Below are 23,821 nucleotides of genomic sequence, written 5' to 3'. Positions count from 1 at the left end.
AATTTATCAATTTTGTAGCATATGATTTTGATTGTTTTTAAATATTTGACTCCAAAAGGGTTTCGAGGGATTACTTTTTTTCCATTTGTGGTTATGGCAGATAAAAAGGATAAGGAAAATCCTGTATTTGTGAACCATGAAAGGATACACATTCGCCAGCAATTAGAGTTGTTAATCCTACCCTTTTTTTTATGGTATGGTATTGAATTTGTTTTTCGATGGATTCAGTACAAAGACCGTTATGAGGGATATTGTAATATTTCTTTTGAACGTGAAGCTTATGCAAACGAAAAAGACCTTGATTATTTAAAATCAAGGCCTTTTTGGGGGTTTAGTAGGTTTGTTTTTAGTAGACTACTTTCTTAGTTACCACTGTTCCGTCTTCCAATGCTACTTTTACTAAAATAACATTTGTTGTTGGTTTCAATTGACTGATAGTGATTTGTTTTTGTTTAATATTGTTTAATTCCAGTAATTTTTTTCCGATTACATCATAAACAGTAACAGAAGTGATATCAATGTTAGAAGATTCTACATTTAGATTCGACATTGCAAATATTTTAATGTCATTGATAAATGTATCATCACCGTTTGATATTTTTCCATCAATGTATTTTATCACAAAACGATTGTCAGTTCTACCTTGATTGGCGGTAAAGGTATATGGACTTTCTTTTAGATTGTGTGTTACATTCAGGTATTTGTCCTCTAATAAAACAACTTGTGATTTTTTAGTAAACAAGCCGTCTAAAGCACCAATTCCAATTTTGTATTCTCCCGATTGCGCAATATTAATTCCCAAAGTTACTTTGTCATTGCTGTCAAAAGGCAATGCTCTACCTTGAATTAGTTGCATTTCGTTGTCCACTATTGAGTAAAAGTTGAAGTTCAACTTTTCGCTACCTACTGCGTCATAGATGCGATCTTTTTCATTAGTAGCACCTTCGACATAGGCTAATAATGTACGACGATTTGTGTTGTCGGCAGTTTTAATAAGATCCAGCCAAATTCTATTATTTTCTGGTTCTATTTGAGTGTCATTGTTACTAGAATTTCTATAGAATTGTGCATTACTGTAAGTCGCACTTCTCATACTATTGTTAAACGTCAGGTTTTCTGTTGTAGCAGCTGATGAATGATTCATCAATACATAAAAACCTTGTCCAGATCCAATATATCCATTAAATGCACCGGGACCTGATGAAGCGCCTGAGGCATTGTAAGTAATGTAGTCAGAAGTTGTGTAATTATAGTTATAGTTTGCATAGAATGGATCCACAGAAGAAACCGGTAAAGTTCCGTGTGTCCATACATTGATGAATCCTGAAATGTTTGTGTTCGCATTCAAGAAATCAATAGCTCTAATCGAAGAAGGGTATGGATTACCGACTAAATTCCAGTTGTCATCATTTGCGGTAACCAATGTTGAAGTTGGACCGGTATAACTTAGTCCATTATAATTACTTCTCGATATTGGAATAGTGATAATACCATTGTTGGGAACACCTGTGAAAGTAGCCGTGAAGTTTGTTATAGCTGTTGTTGAATAGGCATTCGGTCCACGTACTATGTATCCTTTTCCGATAACCATGTTTTCAGTTGTAGCTGCCCAGTTACCAAAATTGCTCGCGTATCCAGTTGTAGTGGTTGGTAACCATTTGTAGATATATCCACCTGTTGTTCCTGGTGATACAGAAGTTACTGGGAAATTAGCTACAGGAGACGACCAATAGACATAATCTTGTCTTCTGATATTTGCATTCCTTATAGATTGGATATTTCCAGAATTGGCCACATTGTTAATTTGGATCAAATTGGCTCCATTATTCAAGATTAAATTTCCTGTTCCTTGAACTGTAACTGCATTAGTTACCGTGATGTTGTTATTGGTAGCAACTGTTAATTGTGAACCTGTTTGAATTGTTAATGAACATGCTTGAGCAGCTGCTCCTCCATTAATTACCGGCTTATTGGTTACATTCGCAATGGTTACAGGTTGCGTATTGTTTGGTACGCCTGATGGAGTCCAGTTGCCTGCAGTATTCCAATCTGTATTTACAGATCCGTTCCAAACTTTATTACCAGATACGGTTACTGTAGTTTGATCTGTAACTTTGACAGTAGATCCGTTACACATTGAATACGTTACCTCTGCAGTGTACGTTGTAGTTGTTGAAGGACATACATTGATTACATCTGTTGTTCCCACTACAGGGCCGGTAGTACCTGCTCCCTGATACCATTTAATTGAAGTGATGGCTGTTCCACTTGGAACAAATCGCCATGCTTCATTTGTAGTTGTCCAGTTTGTGTCTAAACCATTTCGGTTTGGTGCTGCGGTTCCAGTAGTTCCTGCAGCATTTTGAACACCAACAATGGCGTTTCCTGCATTCCATGAGCCACATACATTTTTTTCTTTGATGTAGACTTCAATGATGTTTGTGTTTTCGTAGAGTACCATCATACCTGTATACAACATCGAATTACAACTAGAAGAGAACATTGGAATGTCTTTCCAAGAAGCTACTAATGCTCTACATCCTGTTGATAATGTTACTAATTCCCAACCTACTGTTCCTCCTTTGCTTGGGTCGATATCTTGATATACACCGAAGATAGTATTTCTGAAAAGAGAAGTGTTCGGTAAGTTTGAAGCAAATTCCCATGCTGATGTGCCTCCTGCAGTATTGTTAGTAGTGTCAAAAGTTAATACGCCGTTTGAGCCAATTAAACATTGATTGTAATTGGTTCCGTAAAAGCAAAAGTTGAATGGCAAGTTAATTGTTGGTGACCAAACATCATCGGTGTTAACACTCACAGAATTGGCCAAACAACCAAATTGATAAGGTGGATTATACGGGATTGCTTGAGCGGTGTAGCTTGAGGTTTGTCCTAATTGTAAATACGTTGCTTCTAAATCGACACAGCCGGTAGTAGAGCAAGTAATTGCAGCTGGATCAGAACCATTTAAACCTAAACCACCTGATACCACAGATGGACATCCTAAAGTGGTTGTTCCAGTACCGGCTCCTGAGGCACATGGTGTTTTAAAAGAGATTGGACCAATCCAGTACCCTTGAGTAGCTCCGCAATTCGCTCTAACATAGACATAGTATGTGGTTTCTGCTGTCAATCCTGTTAAGCCAATTGTGGTAACTCCGGCTGCAGCTGTATTGGTAGAACTTGGAGCTCCGTTAGTTGTTGATACACTAATTTGATATCCACTAATTGGTGCTGGAGACGCAGCAGTCCAAGAGATTGTTGCTGTTGTTCCGGTAATTGCACTAGCTGTTATGTTGGAAGGATTTCCAGGACATGTAGCTATTGGCGTAACAACAGTCATTTTAAAATCTAGAGCTTCACTATAAGAAAGTCCAGTTGCACATGGGTCAACAGTATTGTTATTCCAGTAAGCTCTAATTCTCATGCGATAGTTTCCTGCTGCTTGTAAAGCTGGAATGTTAAACGTTCCCGCATGACCTGTTGCGATTGCACCTGAGGTATAAACGCTTTCGGAAGCATCTGCAAAATCACCATCGTTATTCCAATCTACCCAAATTCTGAAACCGTGAGAACCACCTACATAAGTTTCGGAAAAATCAATCGACCCTCCTGCAGTACCAGATACTGTTCTTGTGTTGAAGTAGTCACCATATCCACCAGTATTCATTGCTGTACTTGTGTAACTAATATTGTTAATTCCTCCTGTTGTTGTAAATCCAGAAATATAATCAGAGCCCGAAGTTGTAGTAGGGGTACAGTATGATAAACCGGTCAATGCACTGCCAGTTAATGGGCCAGCAGTCGGTGATTCCAGGTATAATGGACCACCAGTACATCCAGTGGTGTTGTACGCAAAAATAAAGAAATAATATGTCGTGTTGGAAGATAACCCTGAAACACTAAAAGAAGTGTTTGAATCGTTATCAGCAACAGTTCCTCCAGGAACAGCTCCTCCTATGGTATAAGAAGTGCCATTTGCTGGATTGGGTACAGTATTGGTTGTGTTGTATACAACAAGATAATTTGTTGGTGCAGAACTAGAGGCTGTAAAGCTTCCGTTGATGCTGCCACCCGAAGGTGTTAATGTTAATGCTGTAGGTTGAGTAGCGGGTGTTGTACATACTACCGGAGCTGTTGCACATATACCGAATGTTCCTTGATTGTCATTACCGTATTCCCAAACTCGTATATATATTGTTGAGCCAGGAGTTAGGCCAGTTCTCGTTATAGACGACATCATTCCATTAGTACTGCTATCGTCGTCACATTGTAACAAAGTTAATGAACCACATGAGCCTGTATACCATGCCATTCCTGAGTCTGTCATTCCGCCTTCTACAAGATCTACTGTCACTTGACCACCAGCAGGAACAGTAACACTAAACCATACGTCTCCACCAGAATAACTAGCGCAACCCGGCGCTGGAATGCCAGTTGAGTTTGTTGCACTAACTGTAGTATAAGAAGAATAAGAACACGTTGTGTTTACCGTTAAAGCAATTGCTGTTGAACATTCATCATTTGATGGTCCTGGTAATGCATAAGTGATTATAACTCTTCCATTTGCACCTGCTCCTCCTGATCTGTTTCCGCCTCCACGTTCACCGCCTCCGCCACCACCTCCGGGTGCGCCACCAGCTGTTCCATCGGCGTTAGTTTGACCAGCGCCACCTGTACCTGTAGTATTTCCGCCATCACCTCCATTACCTCCTGAAGCTCCGCCAGCGCCACCATTAGATCCACTCGTGTTAGTTGAACCTCCACTCGCCGTTCCTCCAGCACCACCAGTAGCCGAATTTAATAATCCAGCACCTCCTCCGTTGGCAGTTAAACTGGTAGTAGATGCTGCATGAGTTAATGTAGATTGGTTTCCTGAGTTTCCGTTGGCAACTGTTGTTGCAGTTGCTCCAGCTCCTACTGTATAAGAGATGGTTTGACCTGCAGCTACTGTAAATGTTTTTGTAGAGTATCCACCTCCACCTCCACCGGACCCTCCGGCGCCGTTACTGTTTGATCCTCCTCCTGAACCGCCAGATCCCCAAATCTGTACGGTTACTGAGGTAACTCCCGCAGGAACTACCCAAGATTCTGTGCCATTAGGCGTGTTGTCGGTAAAAGTTTGTGAGTGCCCTGTGGTGATTGCAAAAAATGCAAAGAGTAGCCACAAAAAAAGTGCTTTGCATAATGGATATGCAACAAACTTGTAGTTTTGCTTCATTTAATTTCGTTTTTAGGTTGTTTTTGTTGGAAATTCTATATAGAATTGTTAAAAACAAACATAAAAAAAATATTTACACACGCAATGGTTTTCCCGTATATTATGTTAAGAAAAACTTTTTTTTTAAAAAAAATGTTAAACTTTCCTTTATTTGTGGGGTGTTTCTAAAATGGTTTTTTTATCAAAAGTTATTAACATTCAGGTGTTTAAATTGAAAATAAGATTAACAGAAGTAGAGTTTTGGGTGTGTAAATAAAAAAAATCACAAAAAAACCTTCAAATACTTGAAGGTTTTTTTGATTAAAGTAAGTAATTCGATTTTAGTAAATTACTTTTTTCGTAATTACGTTTCCGTTTTCCAAGGTAACTTTAACTAAAAGTATATTTGTGGTCGGTTTTAATTGAGAGATGGTGATTTGCTTTTGTTGAATAGCATCAATCTCTAATAATTTTTTACCTACTACATCGTAAACGGTTACATTGTTAATAATGTGTTTGTACGAATCTATATTCAAAGTGTTTGTTGCAAATATTTTGATGTCATTTGCATATACATTATCATCGTCAGATAAAGTCTGATTGACAAATTTTAAAACAAATCGAGAATTGTCTCTTCCTTGATTTGCACTGAAAGTATATGGACTTGTTTTTAAATTATGAGTTACATTCAGTAATTTATCTTCTAGGAGAATGTCTTGAGCTTCATTATTGAATAAGCCATCCAAAGCTCCAATTGCTATTTTATATTCACCTGTTTGCGGAGCGTTGATTCCAATCTCAATTTTGTCATTATTATCAAATGGTAATGCTTTTCCTTGTATAAGTTGCATTTCATTGTTTAAAAGTGAGTAGATGTTGAAATTGAGTTTTTCACTTCCGATAGCGTCATACAAACGATCTTTCTCATTAGTAGCGCCTTCAATATATCCAACTAAAGTACGTCTGTTGCTATTGTCAGCTGTTTTGATAATGTCTAACCAAATTCTGTTGTGTTCTGGTTCAGGAGAATTGGCATTATTGTCAGCAGTTCTGTAAAATTGCGAATTGCTATAGGTTGCGCTTCTCATACTATTGTTGAAAGTAACAGTTTCGGTTGTGGCAGCTGAAGTATGATTCATCAATACAAAGAAACCTTGTCCAGATCCAATAAATCCATTAAATACTCCTGGCCCTGAAGAGGCGCCTGATGCATTGTAAGTGATGTAATCAGCAACAGTATAGTTGTATGTGTAATTAGCATAGAAAGGATCTACAGATGATACAGGTAATGTTCCATGTGTCCATAAATTAACAAATCCGGCAATATTTGTATTTGCATTTAAGAAATCAATCGCTCTGATTGATGATGGATATGGATTTCCAACCAAGTTCCAGTTATCATCATTAGCGGTTACCAAAGTTGTTGTTGGGCCTGGATAGCTGGCGCCATTGTATGTGCTTCTTGATATAGGTGTTGTTATTGTACCGTTATTTGGAACACCTGTAAAAGTTGCAGTATAATTAGCGGCAGCGGAAGTTGAGTAGGCATTAGGTCCTCTAACTATGTATCCTTTGCCGGTTACCATGTTTTCAGCTGTACCTGACCAATTTCCAAAATTACTTGTGTAGCTTGTACTGGTTGTGGGTAGCCATTTGTAAATATAACTACTACTAGTACCTGGAGAGATAGAACCTACAGGGAAATTCGCTACTGGAGCCGACCAATATACATAATCCTGTTGTCTTACATTAGCGCTTCTTTGTGCGTTTACGCTACCTACATTAGCAACATTGCTCGTTTGTACTAAGCTGGCATTGTTTCTAATGTTGAAAACTCCAGAAGCGTTAACAGTGACTTCATCAGTAACTGTTAAGTTATTCGATGACTGTAATTCTAAGTTACCAGTAGATTTGATGGTAAGGTTTTTTGCAAATGCATTGTAACCTGTACCTGTAATCTGTGTTGTATTTGGAATTACAACACAATTTGATGAAGTTGGTACTCCACTTGGTGCCCAGTTGCTCGCATCATTCCATAATTGTGAACTAGCTCCTGTCCAAGTTTTTGTATTATTCGTTACATTGATGTTTTTAACTGCAGTACAACCATTCGATAGAGTAGCGGTTGCAGTAAATGACCATGATGCACTGTTTAATTGGGTTGCGTTTGGTTTCACATAAATTGTTGACACACTTTGAGCAACATAAGGGATTGTGCATGATACGTCTGTATAGGCATCAACACCTCCGCTCCATGTAAAAGCTGTATTCAAAGGTTTTATACCTGTAAGTTTGATATTGTCAATTGCCCATCCATCATCAAATTGCGCAGTGTAAACAAAACGGAACTGTAAACTTGTATTTGCAGGAAGTGCATAAGCATTAAGGTTTACCGTTTGTGTCACGAAATTAGAAGGTGTTCCTAGATCTGAATTGTAAACTGCAGCAGTGGGAGTTACCGATGTAAATGCGCCACCATTGATTGAAACCTGTACTTCACCACTATCTGCTGAAAAATAAGAATAATATTGATCAAATGTTAGTGTTAAACTTGTGTATGTAGACGGATTGATAGTTGGTGATGTAATAATGGACACCATGTTTGAGCCGTTGTAATCGGACGAAGATAAAGCAAATTTATTACCAATTGTTGCAATCGATCCCGAATTTATTGCCGGTTTCCAAACAGAAGTCCCAGATGGTTGGTACGGACTTGTTTTTACCGACCATGGAGAATCTGCTCCAGTACTAGTGTTTGTTGGTATTGTTGCTGTAAAAGGTGCCATGCCACTTTCAAAATCCTGAACTAAAATATCTTCTTCGGTAGTATCCCCGGATGCTGTTATAGTAATAGGATTATTGTCTCCACATAATACAGGTGCTGAAGGTGTGATTGTGATGTTGGTAGTTGTTAATATGGTTGCTTTAACTGGAGTTCTGTAAAGTGATTCACAAGTTCCGTTATAGGCAGTTACATAGTAAGTTGTTGTTGCAGCTATTGAAGGTGTTGTCCAACTTCCTGTTGCTGTTGTAGCTAATAAACTTCCTCCTGTTTCTGCACTGTACCATCTGAATCCAGTTGCACCTGCAGATGTTGCAGCAAGAGTTACAGTATTAGGACTACCGCATGCCGAACCATTGGTAACATTAGTGATTTTTTGCAAACAATCCGCTACAATGTTAATAGTGTAATCCTCTGCTTCTCCCGACGGGTGAGATACGCAAGGGTCTATCGGAGTAACAGATCTTGTTCTAATTCTCATTCTGTAATTGCCTGGTGCTTGACCAGATGGAACTAGGAAGCCATACGTTGTTGGGCCGCTCAATGTTGTTGCTCCTGTAGTATATACTTCTTCAGCAGGATCAGCAAAAGTACCATCGTTATTCCAGTCTACGAAAGTTCTAATATGTTGACCACCCACTAAGTTAATGTTGATATTGATACCTCCTCCGGGTATTTGACTCGCAATTGTTATTCCTGAAAAATTGCCATATCCACCAACTGAATAACCAGTTGGAGTGTTGGATCCATTTACTAAGGTGCCTTCTGAGCTAACTCCTGCTATGTAAGCTGTGCCTGAAGTTGATGCAGGTGTACAGTAAGCAACACAAGGAGCACTAGTTGTTGTAAAGCTCCAGTTTACAGCTGTTCCGGTCGTTACACCGCATCCGTTTCTTGGAACTATTTTCCAGTAGTAGGTTGTGTTGGCTGCCAATACTGGACTAATAGTCCAAGTTGTTGCAGCTTGATTCGAACTTACTAATGCAGGTGTTGTTGTGGTTCCGAAATAAACATCATAACCAGTGGCACCTGTGGCAGCACCCCAGCTTAATTGTGTTATAGCACCTGAACCAGAATAACAAACAGCAGTTGCACCATCTGTTGGTGAAGTAGCTGTTGCTAAAGTGTTAATGGTTGGGTTAATTGTGATTGAGGTTGTAGAAGTACAAGTGCCAAGGGAATATACCACAGTTGCTGTTCCGGCACTAATACCAGTAACGATACCTCCTGCAGTAATTGAAGCACTTCCGGTTCCGTTCGTGATTGACCAAGTTCCTCCAGCTGTAGCATTCGTAAATGCCGGAGTAGTTGCTCCAGCACAAACACTGGCGCTTCCTCCACCAATTGCTGCCGGGGCAGGATTTACTGTGAATGAACTGGCGCTTGTTGCTGTTCCTCCAGCTGTTGTAACTTGCACTGTACCTGTTGTTCCAGATCCGATAACGGCAACTATTTGTGTTGCTGTATTGGAGGTAATTGATGAAACAGGTGTGCTGCCTATAGTAACGGCAGTTGCGTTTGATAAATTTGTACCGTTTATGGTTATATTTCCCCCTGCGCAGGCTGGTGATCCTACTAAACTTGTAATAGATGGTCTAGGAGTCCATGTGTACGTAAGTCCGTTAGTTGGTAGTTCGCCAGTGCCATCTCCAGTATTACATGTAGCAGCATTTGTACCTCCAGCAGTTGAAGCAGGCCAGTTATTGGTTGTTGTTCTGTTGTTAAAGTCAGCATTTGTGGCTCCTCTCAATCCCACTTGTGCGCTTAGATCTATTGCATATGCAGAAGAGCAGGCTCCGTAAACTACTTGTATAACATTTGTGGTTTCATGAAGTATTATTTGGAAATTAAAATCGCCATTCCTTGCGGATCCCAAAGAAAATCTTCTTGCATTTGTCCATTGTACGGTAAATGTTCTATTGGGCGCTGTTCCAGTAGTTACTGTTCTAACTCTTGTTCCGTTATGAAACAAGTCTCGGCCCAAAGCGCTTATTGCTCCTGCGTAACCTGTGTTTGAAGAAATGGGATTATAGTTATTGGTTGCGGGTAACGTGGCCCCGAAAGTAATATAGCCATTGGTGTTAACATTACAAGTAGTGTAATCGGTTCCGTTGAAATTAAAAGTAAAACCAATTGTTCCTGGATTGTTTTCATCGTCCCAGTTGTTGCCGCTATTGTTTGATAAGCCTCCAGGTGTGGTAAATGTTCCTGTTGTCTGACTGAAGCCGTAATTGGAGACTTGTCCAATTGTTATGCTGTTGTATAATAATGCAATAGCGAATAACATGAAGGTTTTAAAAGATAATTTACTATTCGAGTTAAATACTTGGAATTGTTTTTCTTTTTTGGCTACTTCTGAACTAGTGTTGGGGTAATTCCTTTTCATAAGCATTCTTAATTTTTTAATAAATCATTGATGTATGGTTAGATCTGCATCACTTCATGAGTTTACTGCTCATTTGCTAATCTGATTAGTTGTTAAGATGCTGTTCTAGAAGGGGTTTAAGGAAAAGTAGTTTTTTGTCATAAGCTTTTTTTAAGGTTATTTTTTATTTTTTTAACAATTTTTACGGAAAAACCGTAAAGGACAATTAATAGGTTTTTTTAGTTTTGTCTCATAATCATTAAGAGTTTAAGCGCCGAATGATTTAGAGAGGTTAAAACGAAATTTGTCTGACAAATCTCTATTTGTTATTTATTGTAATTGGCAAAATATTGAACAAAAGCGTAATGCCAATTATTTTAAATAATTAGTAATGATTTGCATTCATTGTATTAATTTTTTGTGATGAATAATTGTTGTTCTTCCGAATAATAATTTTTCAGCTTTAAATATGTGTATAGTAGGTTCATAAAAATCAAATGTTGATTTTTATGAAATCTGCTATTTTGTAAAGTTATATTTTTGTTGTAATAAAACAAACAATTTCAGTACAACTTCTGTTAAAAAAGATGTACTTAATCGTAATAGTGGGGTATTTCATCGAAAAAAAAAAATTTTTAGTAAGAAAAAAGCTGTAAAAAATAATTTATAGTTTGTTTTTTTGCTCATTTAATGCTGTTTTTTTGAGTTTAATTGATTTAAAATCAGAGTTTTTAGAGTCAATTTTTATGTTTTTACTTTTTTCTTATGAAATTTTTAAAACTTTGAATGTAGTATAGTAAGCATAATTTTTTAGTCAATGTTTTGGTTGAAAAAAAGAGAGCCTTGCACTGGTGCAAGGCTCTCTTTTTTTATGTGTGAATATTTAGTTCGGATTCACATCGTCATTGTTTTTGATTTCAGAATCAGTGTCTGCTTTTATCTGTTGTAATTTTTTGGATTCAGAAGCAGTAGGTTTGATGGCTTTTGGTGCTTCTGGAAAACGAAGTGATTGATAGATGGTTTTCTCACCGTTTGCTTCTGTTTCATCAGCTCTATTTCCAACAATGTGCCATGAAAAAGAAACGTTTGATTTTCCTCCGGCTAATTCTTTAACGGTAAAACCTTCTTTCGATTTGTTGGTTACATAAACACCGTTACAATCTCCTTCGAGTTGAATGAATACTTTTAGAGGATGCTTTTTATCAACATAGATATTTCTGGTAAATATTGGGTCAATTTTAATTGTAGCTTCACCATCAACGAGTTCTCCGGTGCCATAGTCTTCAAAAAGAACTTCAGGTGCTTCTGGAGCAAACATTATTTTTTTGGTGTCGTTGACTTTATCGCTAGCTACAATAGTTGAAACTGTTCCTGGGCCAATAATTTTAAAATTTGAGTTTCCGGTTATTGCTGCACCTAATCTTACACCAACATAGGCATAAGCACTTGCATTCCCTCCGTAAAAATAGCCACCGTACTTTAGGCTTCGTGTATTGGTGCCGTCAACATTGACATTGTTTCCATATCCGGCTAGGTAGGCTATCGGGTCATTTGCATCAGAATCTGTAGCAACTCCAGTATCGTTAGTTCTGAATTCGGCTGCTCTTCTGTTAGTGTCAGTTGTGCCTTCGGTTATACCGTAAAAAGCTATATTTGTAGCGTTACTGGCTACCCCTATGTTAGTGTTGCCTGTAGGGGCTACAAAGGAAGCATTTCCTGATGCGGCTCTAATTGCAATATTAGGAGATCCTAATGTTGGAACAGAAGGTGTTGAGCTTGTTATTGAAGTGGCGTAGTTAGCAGCTGTGTTTTCAAATCTACCAGTTGAAATAAGTGAAGTACTATTCGAACCGGTTCCCGTTGCGTATAATGCTGTGTCTGTGGTTGCGATTGGTGTGATTCCAACTCTAACTGTGGATAAAGAAGATTGACCTATTCCGATGTTTCCATTTGTTGTTATTCTCATGCGAGGTTGACCCACTGTAGAAATATGCAACGCAGTATTATCGGTTGTGCCAATGTAGTCAGTCCCGGGAGCCACAAAGCTTCCTGGTGATGTCGACGAATTTCCAGTTAAAGACCAGTCTAAACCTCCGGAAGATCCTGCGAAAGCATACCATCTTGTGCCGTTCCAAAAATAGAGCCCTGGAGAAACATTGTTAGGTGCTGTTCCGGCTGTTGCGGTGTTGTAAACTACTGTTCCTGCTGGTATAACTCCTGTTTGAGGGTTGATTACTGGGGATTGAGAATTGGAAGCTGTTAAGGCAACTCTAGGAAAAACAAATCCTCTATCGGAGGCATCAATATCTAGTAATCCTTTGGGTAATGATTGACCTATTCCAACATTGCCATTAGCGTCTATTCTTAATTTTTCAGTTGCATTTGTAGAAAAGGCTAAATTGTTTGCTGTAGGGCTCCATAAGCCAGTGTCGGAATCGGTACTAAACGAATAAAAAGGTAGGGCTGCGGTTCCTAACGACAAGGCATGAACTTGATTTGTTGCTGGTATTCTAAAATGAGCAGTTCCATTGGTTGTAAAATCAATTTGATCTGCTCCGGAACTAAAGATACCTGTGTTGGTGTCATTTTGCCAAGAATAGGTGGGAGTTGAGGCTGTACCTAATGAGTAGGATTGTAATTGGCCGCTATTGGCGTTTGAAATGTTCCAGCGATCGGTAGCCTGTGTTTTGATTCGTAAGTCCACTGCATCGGTAGTTCCGATGTAATTAGTTCCAGCAGTAGTTCCAGTATTTCCTGTGATTCTCCAATCGTCATTTGCTCCTGTAAGAATCCTCACCCAGTTGGTTCCGTTCCAATAATAAAATCCGGGTGTAACATCATTAATAGTAGCAGTGTTGTATACGATTTCTGATGTTGTTGGGGTTACAACAGTGGCTGTAGTTGTGTTTACCAATGCTATTCTCGGTACAAGTATTCCATCATCAGTACTGGTTATGTCTAATGCGGCATTTGGTGTAATGGTTCCTACTCCTACCTGACTAAACATGGTTGAGCAGGAAATTAAAAATGAAAAGAATAAGAATTTAGTCATAATTGTTGTTGATTTTATTTGACAAAAAAATGTAACTAATTAATATACCGTTAAAAATACAAAAAAAAACGTTGAAAAGTAAAAAGTTAGGAAATTATTTATAAAAAATAAATAAATGCTATTTTTTATTTGTAGGAATTTCAATTTAATGCTAAATTTGGTTTTAAATCGTTAAAAATTAGCGGTCTAAATTGGTTCTTCTGTAAGAATTATCTACATTTGAACTCAAGTATTAACTACTGTTTCTAAAAACGTATGCTATGAGAAAAATCTACTTAATGATGTCGGTTCTTTGTGGTTTTTTGGTAAATGCACAAATGTATCTAAGTCCAAATACTTACATGTATGTTAACGATCAGCATGTCTTTGTAAAAGGAGATGTTGAACTAAATGCTGCAAGTAGCTTCGTTTATTTGAGGAATGGTTCTCAGTTATTACAAGGAACAACTACAGCAGGTACAAATAGAGGTTTAGGAAAATTATCGGTTTTTCAAGAAGGTACCGTAAATAATTATCAATACAACTATTGGTGTTCTCCAGTTGGGAATGTGAATTCAAGTACATTGGTTAATAATCCTTTTGGGGTTCAGCAGTTAGGTGTGCCAACGACTGCAACGTCAACTAATGCTGCTACAGTTCTGCCGGCAGGAAGTTATGATGGTGTTTCGAGCGCTGGAAATTTGTCTATTTCACAAAGATGGATTAATGCTTTTAGAGCGTCTAATGCTTATTCTCAATGGGTTTACATAGGGTCTTCATATGGGATTAACCCTGGTGAAGGTTTTTCAATGAAGGGAACAAGTGGTAGTGATACTACAGTGCCACATACTGGGGCTGGTCAAAATAATCCAGGAAGTAAACAACGATACGATTTTAGAGGAAAACCAAATGATGGTACAATTACAAATGCGGTTCTTGCAGGTAATTTTACTTTAATCGGAAATCCCTATCCAAGTGCAATCGATTTGAATGCTTTTTTAAATGATCCGGCAAATTCAGCAGTGATTGATGGTAGAGCTTTGTTTTGGGAGCAAGTTCCAGTAAATAGTCACATGCTAAACCAATACCAAGGAGGGTATGGAATCTATACTGCCGGTACAGGATATACACCTGCAGATTTTTGGAGTTATAATGGGAATGGAACTTATAATACAGATACTGGTGCTAATGGAGCAGTTTATCAAAGACGATTTACGCCTGTAGGTCAAGGTTTCATGGTAAAAGGAACTGCGGCAGGAGTGGTATCAATGAAAAATGCGTACCGTGTTTTTGTCAAAGAAGCACCAGCGAATTTTTCTGAATTTGCCCGTCAAGGCAATAATGCAATAAATTCGGATCCAGTTTACAATACCGAAATGGAATATTTTCCTAACATACCGAATGTAGCTGGAAAAGATTATACAATTGAAAGAAAAGGATATGCACCTCAATTAAGAATAAATGCGATGTTTAATAGAGGTGGAGTAACGCCTACAACATTGGCATTTGATGATAAAGCAACGGATGGGTTTGATTATGGATTTGACGGTGCTTCTGCATCAATGTCCAATCCGGCACGTTTTTTCTACATCGCTGAAAACGATACAAAAGAGTTTACAGTTGGAGCATATAAATTTGCAGTCAATAAAAAAATCCCTGTTGGATTGGTTTGTAATGCAGAAACTAATTTTATGATTAAAGTGATGGATAATTTGTGGGGATTCGATCCAAAACAAGCGGTTTATATGCACGACAAAGAAACAGATGTGTATCATGACATACGTGAAGATTTCTTCTCAATAACACTGCCGGCAGGTTCATATAAAACAAGATTTGAAATTACGTTCCAAGATGGAAATAGTTTGGAAACAGATGATGAATTTTTTAATACTCTAACTGTATTCCAAAATAATTCTTCGGGAATGTTGACACTAAGAAATCCGAATGCAGTAACTATCAAAAAAGTGATTTTGTATGACGTGTCCGGAAAATTAATTTTTAGCAAAGAAAACTTAGGTAGTAATGCCAGTTACGAATTTACAACAACTGGATTAAGTGATGGTGTGTATATTGTCAAAGTGACTAATCTCGAAGGTAAGGAAGTTGCGAAAAAAGTGGCCATTTCAAAAAAATAACAGTCTAAAGCTGTAAAATGATAAGCTCCGTTTTGCGGGGCTTTTTTTATTGCACTACTTTTGCTGCAATGGGAATCATCAAAAATCAAATTGTTTATGAAAATGTAAATGGAATCTCTTTGACCATAAAGAGAGAAGATTTGATTCATCCCTTTGTTTCTGGGAATAAATTTAGAAAGCTATTTTATAATCTTCTTGAATTCAAACAAAAAGGATACGATTCTTTAGTGACTTTCGGTGGAGCATTCTCAAATCATATTGCAGCAACAGCTTATGCATGTAAAGAAGAAGGTATTAATTGCGTTGGGGTTATAAGAGGTGAAGAACTTCCTTCAAAAATAAATGAAAACCCTACTCTTAAATTTGCTCAAAAAAACGGAATGAAATTTGAGTTCATTACTAGAAGTTTGTACCAAGAAAAAGAGTCTGAAAATTTTAGGAACTACCTGCAATCAAAATACGGAAATTGTTACATTTTGCCGGAGGGTGGAACCAATTTATTGGCTGTGAAAGGTTGTGAGGAAATTATACAAGATATAGATTCTGAATATGATTTTATATGTTGCCCTGTCGGTACCGGTGGGACTATCTCTGGATTAATCAATTCGGCGTTGTCGCATCAAAAGGTTCTTGGATTTCCTGCGTTAAAAGGTGATTTTTTACAAAGTGAAATTCGTAAGTTTGCACAGAATAACAATTGGGAATTGATATTGGATTATCATTTCGGTGGGTATGGAAAGATTACGGAAGAGTTAATCGATTTTTTAAATCAATTCTACAAGGAAACTAAAATACCTCTAGATCCAGTTTATACTGGAAAAATGACTTTTGGTGTGATGGATTTGATTGAAAAAAAACATTTCCCTCTCAATTCAAAAGTACTAATGATTCATACTGGTGGCTTACAAGGAATAGAAGGTATGAATAGTTATTTGGAAAAAAAGAAAATGAAAAAGATACATTTCGATGAATAAGATTTTATACATAATTATTACTCTAGCTTTAGTAGCATGTGGCTCTTCAAAGTCGAAAGTCCAAACAGCGAAAAAGAAACCAATTGTTCATAAAACAGCACAAGTTAACCCCGCTAAAAAAGTCATCAAGCCTGAAGAAAAAATTGTAATTGATGAGACACAAAAAAAATCGGAAGAGTTAGTTGCAACATCTAAAGTTAAGGTTACTACTGAAATAGTTAATGCGTACATCAATCAATTTAAAGATGCGGCCAAAGATAATATGGTAAAACATGGTATTCCGGCTAGTATTACTCTAGCTCAGGGAATTTTAGAGTCGGGAGCGGGTACTGGTATGTTGTGTCAGATAGCCAATAATCATTTCGGAATTAAATGTCATAAGGAATGGACGGGTGAATATGTTCGCTATGACGATGATGAAGCTCAGGAATGTTTCCGTAAATACGATAATCCTCGTGATTCCTACCGTGATCATTGTTTGTTTTTAACCAGTCGTCCATGGTATGCACCTTTATTCAAATTACAGAAAAATGATTACAAGGGATGGTCATATGGATTAAAAAAGTCGGGTTATGCTACAGATCCTAAATATCCGAACAAATTGATCAGTTTGATTGAACGCTATCAGTTGCAAAAGTATGATGCCGAAGTGTTGGGGATTGAATTCAATGCAGAAGTTAAAGAAGTAGAAAAAATTGCGGAAAAGGCTGTGGAAAGAGCAGTGCCAACAGCATCAGGAGAAAATACACATACAGTTTCTCAAGGAGAAACACTGTACTCCATTTCTAGAAAATATAATGTATCTGTAGATACTTTGAAGGCTAAAAATAATTTAGCTGATAATGCCATTTCTATTGGTCAAATTCTTATAATTCGTTAATTTATGATTTATCAACGTAGCAGTCAGCTTTTTGCTGAAGCAGAAAAAGTAATACCCGGCGGAGTGAATTCACCGGTTAGGGCGTTTAAATATGTAGGAGGAACTCCAATTTTTGTAAAAAGTGCAAAAGGCGCTTATTTGTTCGACGAAGATGGCAACCGCCTTGTTGATTATATTAATTCTTGGGGACCAATGATTTTGGGTCATGCTCACGAACCAGTGGTAAATGCAGTTATTGAAAAAGCAAAATTGGGAACTTCTTTTGGTATGCCTACTGAAATAGAAACTGAAATCGCTCAATTGGCTGTAGCAATGGTGCCTAATATTGATAAGATCCGATTTGTAAACTCAGGTACAGAAGCATGCATGAGCGCAGTAAGATTGGCACGTGGTTTTACCGAAAGAGATAAAATTATCAAATTCGCAGGTTGTTACCATGGGCATTCGGATTCTTTCTTAATTCAAGCAGGAAGTGGTGCTATAACTTTTGGTTCTCCCAATAGTCCGGGAGTAACACAAGGTACAGCAAAAGATACTTTATTGGCAAATTATAACGATTTGCAGAATGTAAAGGAATTGCTTGAAGCGAATAAAAATGAAATTGCAGCTATAATTATCGAACCGGTTGCAGGAAATATGGGATGTGTGCCTCCAAAAAATGGGTTTTTAGAGGATTTGAGAAGGCTTTGTGATGAACATGGGACTTTGTTGATTTTCGATGAAGTAATGACTGGATTTCGCCTTGCAAAAGGTGGAGCGCAAGAATTGTTCAATGTAAAAGCAGATATTGTTTGTTTTGGTAAAGTGATAGGTGGTGGCTTGCCAGTAGGTGCCTTTGCGGCTCGCAATGAAATCATGAATTATTTAGCGCCTCTTGGACCAGTTTATCAAGCTGGTACTTTGTCTGGTAATCCTCTCGCTATGGCCGCTGGATTGGCAATGCTTCAGGAATTGAATAACGATAAGACTATTTTTTCAAGATTGGAGGAAAAAACGGCATACCTTGAAAAAGGAATTCGCAAGGTGCTTACTCAAAATAACATCGATTATACAATCAATAGAGTAGGCTCAATGATTTCAGTACATTTTGATAAGAATGAGGTATATGACTTTGCTACTGCTAAAAATGGCGATAATCAACGCTTCAAAGATTTCTTCCATGGTTTAGTGAAAGAAGGGGTTTATATTGCACCATCGGCTTATGAGACCTGGTTTATTACCGATGCGTTGACTTATGAAGATTTAGATTTTACAATCAATGCTATAGATAAGGTTTCGAAAAGTATATAAATAAAAAAACTCCGCTAAAAGCGGAGTTTTTTATTTTATTATTTAGTTGACAATCATGTTGTAAACACCCATTTGTCTCATTTTTGTAATCTGTTCCTCAGTAAATGAACCAATTAATTTTCCACTTACCATATCTGAAACTGCTTTTCTTTCACTTTCAGTAATTCCTTCTCTACTGAAACTAGTGTGCTTTTCAACTAGTAGATTGAACAGCCCTCTGAAAAGCTCATCATTTCCGCTTAAATCTACTACTTGTGTAATAGCTTGTAAATCTTTTTTGGCTTTAGCTCTTATTTCACCTTCAAGTTTAGAATTGTCAGTTTGAGCATTTGAACTAAGGGAAAAAGCGAAAAGGAATAAAAAGATAGATAATATTTTTTTCATTTTTAGTTGTTTTTTAACATGTTAGCTGGCCAAATCTAAATAAAAAAAGTGAAACATCAAAAATTATTCAGATTTAACCTCTTTTTTTGATTTGTGTCCTTTCATAGTTCTGTGCATTTTAGCGTGTCGTTTTTCCTGATTGGCTTCCCATTTCTCAAATTGTTTTTCGTTCAGTATTTTTTTCATCTTGGCTTTATGCGCAATTTGTTCGTCTAACATTTGATTTTTTATTGCAAACTTTTCATCGGCAGTTAATTCTTTAGGTGTTTCTTTTTGCTTTTTGAATTCTGCTTTTTTGGTTTCTCTTTTGGCTGCTTGTTCTGCAATAAGAGTTGCCATTTCTTTTTGTTGATTCGATGTTAAATCCAACTCCAACGTCATTCTCTTTAACTGTAATTGATTGCGTTGCTCTGCTGTTAAGGCTGATTTCTCCATTTTTGGTTCTTCGTTCTCCTGTGAAAATCCATTCAACGAAACGATTATAATCATTGCAAAGGTGGTTACAAACTTTTTCATGTCTTTTAAATTTTATGTTTGTCTTTAAGACTTGGAAAAGTTAGGAAGGTTTAATTGCTTGTGTTTTTTTTTAGGATTGCATTGTTTATAGAATTACTTTTGTAAGGTGAAAAATGCACTCTTACTAATTGGTTTATTGATGCTTTTGAAGCCTGTTTTCCCGTTTGTGGATTACGTGGTAAATTATGATTATATAACCAAAGTATTATGTGAGAATAAAGCAAAGCCGGAGTTGAAATGTAATGGTAAATGTCATTTAATGAAGGAATTGGCTAAAGCTTCTGAAGAAGAAAAACCAATTTCGAGCGACAAAAAAACTTATCATTTCGAAATGGAAATTTTATTCCTTCAACAACTTCCTGAATTTGAATACAACTATGTTGCACTCTTTGTAGAAAACCATATCAATTCTTCGTATTCCGATTTGTATTCTTATGTCAATACTACTGCTATATTTCATCCTCCAACGGTTTAATTTTTTGAGTATACTTTTTTAATCCTACATGATATGTAGGCTGGTTTTCCGTGGTTACTACTCACGGAATAAATACACATTTATTAGACTTTAACAATGAAAAAAATAGTTTTTGCCTTATTTGTAATAGGGCAAATGTCCTATGGACAAAACACTGAAAAGAACGACTCTTTACATATAAAATCACTGGAAGATGTTGTGATTACTGCAAATAGAGGTTCGTCTTCCAAAAAAGAGGTGCCGGTTGCTATTTCAAAAATTTCACAAAAGACAATTTTAGAAACCAAAGCTTCTGCGGTGTATGAAATCATCAATAAAACACCGGGGGTTTTAATGGTTAATCTTGGAAATGAACAACATGCGATGGCTATCCGGCAACCAATGAATACCAATGCCTATTACTTGTATCTTGAGGATGGTTTGCCTATCCGTCCGATGGGGGTTTTTAATCACAATGCATTATTGGAAATCAATCAGTTTAATCTGCAGAGTATCGAGGTGGTGAAAGGTCCGGTGTCGTCTCTTTATGGTTCTGAAGCAGTAGGTGGCGTGGTTAATTTGCTCTCTCTAAAACCGAATGTAAAACCGGAAGTAAAGATTGGCTTGCAAGGCGATCAGTTCGGTTACAGAAGGTTGCAGGCTGCTGGCGGCGCAACTGTAGGTAAAATTGGTTTTCATATTGCCGGATTATCAAGTCAGCAAAAAGATTCATGGATGACTTTCTCCGACTACAATAAAGAGAATATCAACGGTCGCGTCGATTACGCTATTAATGATAAAACACGGTGGTTTGGAACTGCTTTTTACGGTGAATATTATTCGGATATGAGTGGCACTGTCAATGAAACTGATTTTAATCAAAGAAGTTATAAGAGTACAACCGATTTTACCTATAGAAAGTCAAAAGCATTTCGTGGAAAAATGGTTCTTGAACACGATTGGTCAGCAAAAAACCGCTCATCATTAACGGTTTTTACACGAAACAATTCATTAGGACAAAACCCATCGTACGGAATCCGTTGGACGCAAGGTCAAACAACAGCAAAAGGGGAAATTAACTCGAATAATTTTAAAAGTTACGGAGCGGTTTTACAAAATAATCAATCCATATATTTTCTGGATGCTTCATTTGTTTGGGGCGGGTATTTGGATTATTCTCCAGTAGATTATAACGCGTATCAAATCGATTTGAAAGCCAATTTAAATCCAGACGGCCAAACGGTAAATACCTACGAAATTGTCGCCGAACGTCCCGATGTTAAATTGGCAGATTATGAAGCAAAAATCTTCAATTCAGCTGGTTTCTTCCAAGTAACAATGAAGCCGGTTAAAAAAGTGATCATTACTACTGGTCTTCGTTATGATGACATGAGTCTTAAGTATACGAATCGCATCGATAATACTATGGGAACTAAAAAGTACGATCAGTTCACTTTTAAATCGGGGATAAACTACAATCCAATAATTTGGGCTGGTTTCTATGGGAATTATTCACAAGGATTTTCACCTCCAGGTGTAACTTCAATTTTCAGAACGAAACCGGGAACGGGTGGTAATACAGGTACGGATGCTGAATTTTACTATAATCTGAAACCGGCTGAATTCAATAACTACGAGATAGGTGGATGGTTACAACTGATGAAAAAGAAAATAAGTATCGAATATTCTCTGTACTACATGGAAGGTAAAAATGAATTGCTGAACATCCGCCAGCCGGATAATTCTACCGATTATCAATCGGCTGGAAGAACTCGACACAAAGGAATTGAATTCGCTTTGAATTATTCGCCCAATCCACAATGGAAAATCAGAGCAGGAGGAACAACGGCACAACATACGTTTATTGATTTTAAAGTGTCCGATAAATCTTCTGATCCAGTGCAAAATTTGAATGGATTCGAGATGCCTTCGGCTCCAAAATGGAGCGGAAATTCGGAAGTAAGTTATTACCCGAACTGGTTGCCTGGCTTCCGAACTGCTATTGAGTGGCAAATGGTTTCGAGTTGGTTTCAAAATCAAGTTAATACAGTTAAATACGACGGCTATAATGTCTTCAATGCTCGTTTGGGTTACAAATGGAAAGAGTTGGAGTGGTATGTAAATGCTATTAATGTGACTGATAAATTGTATGCCTACAATGTGGCTAGGGGAAATGCAGCGAATGCGCAGCCAAGCTATACCGCAGCTGCACCGCGCACATTTGTTTTCGGAATGCAGTACCATCTTTCACTTTAATTTCGTGTTGTTATGGAGAAAAATTCAATAAAGAAAAGCTTCGGAAAAAAGCTGAAGAAAAGACTTAAACAAAAAGTCTATAAATGGCATAAAGTATTGGCTTTTATTACGATGGTGCCAATGTTGTTCTGGTGTTTATCTGGAATCATGCATCCGTTGATGGCGCATTTTTTCAAACCGACTATCGCTAATGAAGTGTTGGTGAAATCCAAAATTGATTCGGCAAAAATAGATGTCGGATTACAGGAAGCCTTGCTTCAAAACAAATTGGAAGAAATCAAGAATTTTAGGTTGGTTTCGTTTGATGACAACCAATATTATCAGATCAAAACGAAATCGGATAGCATTGTATATCTGAATACTTCGGATGGGAAAATGTTGGAAAATGGGGATGACAAATATGCTCTTTGGCTATCACGTTATTTCTTGGATGATGCCAAAAGTGGTATTGAGAAACAGGAAGTGATTACTCAATTCAATTCGGAATACAAATATGTCAACCGTTACCTTCCGGTGCATAAAATTTGTTTTGACAGAGACGATGAAATGCAGGTTTATGTAGAAACGACTACGGATAAATTGGCGACGTTCAACCCCAAGTCAAGACAATGGTTTATCTGGTTCTTCGATACGTTTCATAACTGGTCGTTTATTGATGCGATAAGTAATAACGGAGTTCGGATTGTTTTGATGTTACTGTTGCTGACAGTCATTGGTTTGTCTGCCATTTCAGGTATGGTGATTTATGGTTTGTTCTGGAAACAGTTCAAAAAGGTGAGGGTGGAAAACCAGCATTCCAAATGGCGGAAATACCACCGTCAAACAGGCTTGGCTTTGGCTTTGTTTACGGTGTTGTTTGCGTTTAGCGGAGGCTATCATGCCACTAAAAAATGGAACCCGATTGCTTTTGAAAAGATGATTTATGAACCGGTCTTTAAGGCGGCCGATTTAGACTCAAAGGAAATCAAACAATTAGTGTCGCTGCCGAATTTTGACAACGTAAGCCTGATTCGTTTTAATGAAGTACTTTATTATCGTTGTGAGTTGGTCAATGAGGAGGAAAAAACAGTGAAATATTTCAATGCAGTTACTGGAAAAGAAGAACCTTCGATCGATGTTGACTATGCTGCTTTTCTGGCGGATTATTTTAATACAAAAATCGCCAAAACAAAAGGAAGTTGCTGTAGTATGGCCGAATTTTCCGGTGTGGCTTTGAAAAAACAAAAGGTAAAGGAAATCGAACGCATAACCGATTTTAAAAACAAAGAATACGGATTTGTAAACAAACGCTTACCGGTCATAAAAGTGGCATATGATACTCCCGAAAATAAAACATTGTTTATCGAAACGGCTACATCTCGTTTAGCAGCTTATGTAACCAATAGCGATAGAGTGGAAGGTTACTCGTTCGCCATTTTTCATAAGTTCCTGTTCATGGAGTGGGCGGGTAAAGATATTCGCGACTTAACAATGGTATTAGCGGCTTTAGGTGTTGTCGTTGTTGGTGTTTTAGGATTGCTGTTGCTTTTCAAAAGAAAATAAAACAATCATGCT

At 37.4% G+C, this 23,821-nt stretch carries 13 protein-coding genes; 8 read left to right on the top strand and 5 right to left on the bottom strand.

Annotated elements, in window-relative coordinates; all coding sequences use genetic code 11:
* Positions 1-21 precede the first annotated feature (21 nt).
* Positions 22-366: a hypothetical protein gene (locus ACS8MM_RS10020; RefSeq protein ID WP_379716118.1), complete on the top strand. Its 345-nt coding sequence runs from the start codon at positions 22-24 to the stop codon at positions 364-366.
* On the opposite strand, the gene ACS8MM_RS10015 is transcribed toward ACS8MM_RS10020, so the two are convergent.
* The 3 genes from ACS8MM_RS10015 to ACS8MM_RS10005 form a co-directional block, all read right to left on the bottom strand.
* Positions 347-5,221 (bottom strand): fibronectin type III domain-containing protein, encoded by a 4,875-nt coding sequence (locus tag ACS8MM_RS10015; RefSeq protein ID WP_379716115.1) that lies wholly within the window; start codon positions 5,219-5,221, stop codon positions 347-349. The two genes, ACS8MM_RS10020 and ACS8MM_RS10015, sit on opposite strands and share 20 nt — an antisense overlap.
* 320 nt (positions 5,222-5,541) lie before the next feature.
* The gene (locus tag ACS8MM_RS10010) at positions 5,542-10,368 is read right to left on the bottom strand and encodes a GEVED domain-containing protein (RefSeq protein ID WP_379716112.1); all 4,827 of its coding nucleotides are present in this window, start codon (positions 10,366-10,368) and stop codon (positions 5,542-5,544) included.
* A gap of 862 nt (positions 10,369-11,230) precedes the next feature.
* The gene (locus ACS8MM_RS10005; RefSeq protein WP_379716109.1) at positions 11,231-13,399 is read right to left on the bottom strand and encodes a hypothetical protein; all 2,169 of its coding nucleotides are present in this window, start codon (positions 13,397-13,399) and stop codon (positions 11,231-11,233) included.
* A gap of 260 nt (positions 13,400-13,659) precedes the next feature.
* Here ACS8MM_RS10005 and ACS8MM_RS10000 point away from each other — a divergent pair, with 260 nt between their 5' ends.
* The 4 genes from ACS8MM_RS10000 to hemL all read left to right on the top strand — a co-directional run bounded on the left by ACS8MM_RS10000 (position 13,660) and on the right by hemL (position 18,657).
* Entirely contained in the window at positions 13,660-15,513 is a 1,854-nt protein-coding gene (locus ACS8MM_RS10000; protein ID WP_379716106.1) for a T9SS sorting signal type C domain-containing protein, read from the top strand.
* Positions 15,514-15,581: 68 nt separating this feature from the next.
* Positions 15,582-16,487 (top strand): 1-aminocyclopropane-1-carboxylate deaminase/D-cysteine desulfhydrase, encoded by a 906-nt coding sequence (locus tag ACS8MM_RS09995; protein WP_379716103.1) that lies wholly within the window; start codon positions 15,582-15,584, stop codon positions 16,485-16,487.
* Positions 16,480-17,367: a glucosaminidase domain-containing protein gene (locus ACS8MM_RS09990; RefSeq protein ID WP_379716100.1), complete on the top strand. Its 888-nt coding sequence runs from the start codon at positions 16,480-16,482 to the stop codon at positions 17,365-17,367. Before ACS8MM_RS09995 ends, ACS8MM_RS09990 begins: the two co-directional genes overlap by 8 nt.
* Positions 17,368-17,370: 3 nt before the next feature.
* Positions 17,371-18,657, top strand: a complete 1,287-nt coding sequence (gene hemL / locus ACS8MM_RS09985) for a glutamate-1-semialdehyde 2,1-aminomutase (RefSeq protein ID WP_379716097.1) — start codon at positions 17,371-17,373, stop codon at positions 18,655-18,657.
* Positions 18,658-18,699: 42 nt separating this feature from the next.
* On the opposite strand, the gene ACS8MM_RS09980 is transcribed toward hemL, so the two are convergent.
* Positions 18,700-19,041, bottom strand: a complete 342-nt coding sequence (locus tag ACS8MM_RS09980) for a hypothetical protein (RefSeq protein WP_379716094.1) — start codon at positions 19,039-19,041, stop codon at positions 18,700-18,702.
* Between the two features lie 63 nt (positions 19,042-19,104).
* On the bottom strand, positions 19,105-19,557 hold the full coding sequence (locus ACS8MM_RS09975) for a hypothetical protein (protein WP_379716091.1): 453 nt from the start codon (positions 19,555-19,557) through the stop codon (positions 19,105-19,107).
* 139 nt (positions 19,558-19,696) lie between these two features.
* Between ACS8MM_RS09975 and ACS8MM_RS09970 the strand changes: the two genes are divergently transcribed.
* The 3 genes from ACS8MM_RS09970 (at position 19,697) to ACS8MM_RS09960 (ending at position 23,809) form a co-directional block, all read left to right on the top strand.
* Positions 19,697-20,032 carry a hypothetical protein gene (locus ACS8MM_RS09970; protein ID WP_379716088.1) on the top strand — a complete coding sequence of 112 codons (336 nt, stop codon included), beginning with the start codon at positions 19,697-19,699 and terminating at the stop codon, positions 20,030-20,032.
* Positions 20,033-20,128: 96 nt separating this feature from the next.
* Complete coding sequence (locus ACS8MM_RS09965) at positions 20,129-22,267, top strand: TonB-dependent receptor (RefSeq protein ID WP_379716086.1); 2,139 nt, start codon at positions 20,129-20,131, stop codon at positions 22,265-22,267.
* Positions 22,268-22,279: 12 nt separating this feature from the next.
* Positions 22,280-23,809: a PepSY domain-containing protein gene (locus ACS8MM_RS09960; protein ID WP_379716083.1), complete on the top strand. Its 1,530-nt coding sequence runs from the start codon at positions 22,280-22,282 to the stop codon at positions 23,807-23,809.
* Positions 23,810-23,821 lie beyond the last annotated feature (12 nt).

Origin of the sequence: Flavobacterium sp. MAHUQ-57, from assembly GCF_051908335.1 — a bacterium.
Taxonomy (GTDB): domain Bacteria; phylum Bacteroidota; class Bacteroidia; order Flavobacteriales; family Flavobacteriaceae; genus Flavobacterium.
Note: the sequence above shows the minus strand (reverse complement) of the source record. Positions and strands in the feature narration are given on the sequence as shown.

What these genes read in the sequence shown, in the direction of transcription:
- ACS8MM_RS10020 (WP_379716118.1), top strand. Translation starts at nt 22, where the DNA reads ATGATTTTGATTGTTTTTAAATATTTGACTCCAAAAGGGTTTCGAGGG.
- ACS8MM_RS10015 (WP_379716115.1), bottom strand. Translation starts at nt 5,221, where the DNA reads ATGAAGCAAAACTACAAGTTTGTTGCATATCCATTATGCAAAGCACTT.
- ACS8MM_RS10010 (WP_379716112.1), bottom strand. Translation starts at nt 10,368, where the DNA reads ATGAAAAGGAATTACCCCAACACTAGTTCAGAAGTAGCCAAAAAAGAA.
- ACS8MM_RS10005 (WP_379716109.1), bottom strand. Translation starts at nt 13,399, where the DNA reads ATGACTAAATTCTTATTCTTTTCATTTTTAATTTCCTGCTCAACCATG.
- ACS8MM_RS10000 (WP_379716106.1), top strand. Translation starts at nt 13,660, where the DNA reads ATGAGAAAAATCTACTTAATGATGTCGGTTCTTTGTGGTTTTTTGGTA.
- ACS8MM_RS09995 (WP_379716103.1), top strand. Translation starts at nt 15,582, where the DNA reads ATGGGAATCATCAAAAATCAAATTGTTTATGAAAATGTAAATGGAATC.
- ACS8MM_RS09990 (WP_379716100.1), top strand. Translation starts at nt 16,480, where the DNA reads ATGAATAAGATTTTATACATAATTATTACTCTAGCTTTAGTAGCATGT.
- hemL (WP_379716097.1), top strand. Translation starts at nt 17,371, where the DNA reads ATGATTTATCAACGTAGCAGTCAGCTTTTTGCTGAAGCAGAAAAAGTA.
- ACS8MM_RS09980 (WP_379716094.1), bottom strand. Translation starts at nt 19,041, where the DNA reads ATGAAAAAAATATTATCTATCTTTTTATTCCTTTTCGCTTTTTCCCTT.
- ACS8MM_RS09975 (WP_379716091.1), bottom strand. Translation starts at nt 19,557, where the DNA reads ATGAAAAAGTTTGTAACCACCTTTGCAATGATTATAATCGTTTCGTTG.
- ACS8MM_RS09970 (WP_379716088.1), top strand. Translation starts at nt 19,697, where the DNA reads ATGCTTTTGAAGCCTGTTTTCCCGTTTGTGGATTACGTGGTAAATTAT.
- ACS8MM_RS09965 (WP_379716086.1), top strand. Translation starts at nt 20,129, where the DNA reads ATGAAAAAAATAGTTTTTGCCTTATTTGTAATAGGGCAAATGTCCTAT.
- ACS8MM_RS09960 (WP_379716083.1), top strand. Translation starts at nt 22,280, where the DNA reads ATGGAGAAAAATTCAATAAAGAAAAGCTTCGGAAAAAAGCTGAAGAAA.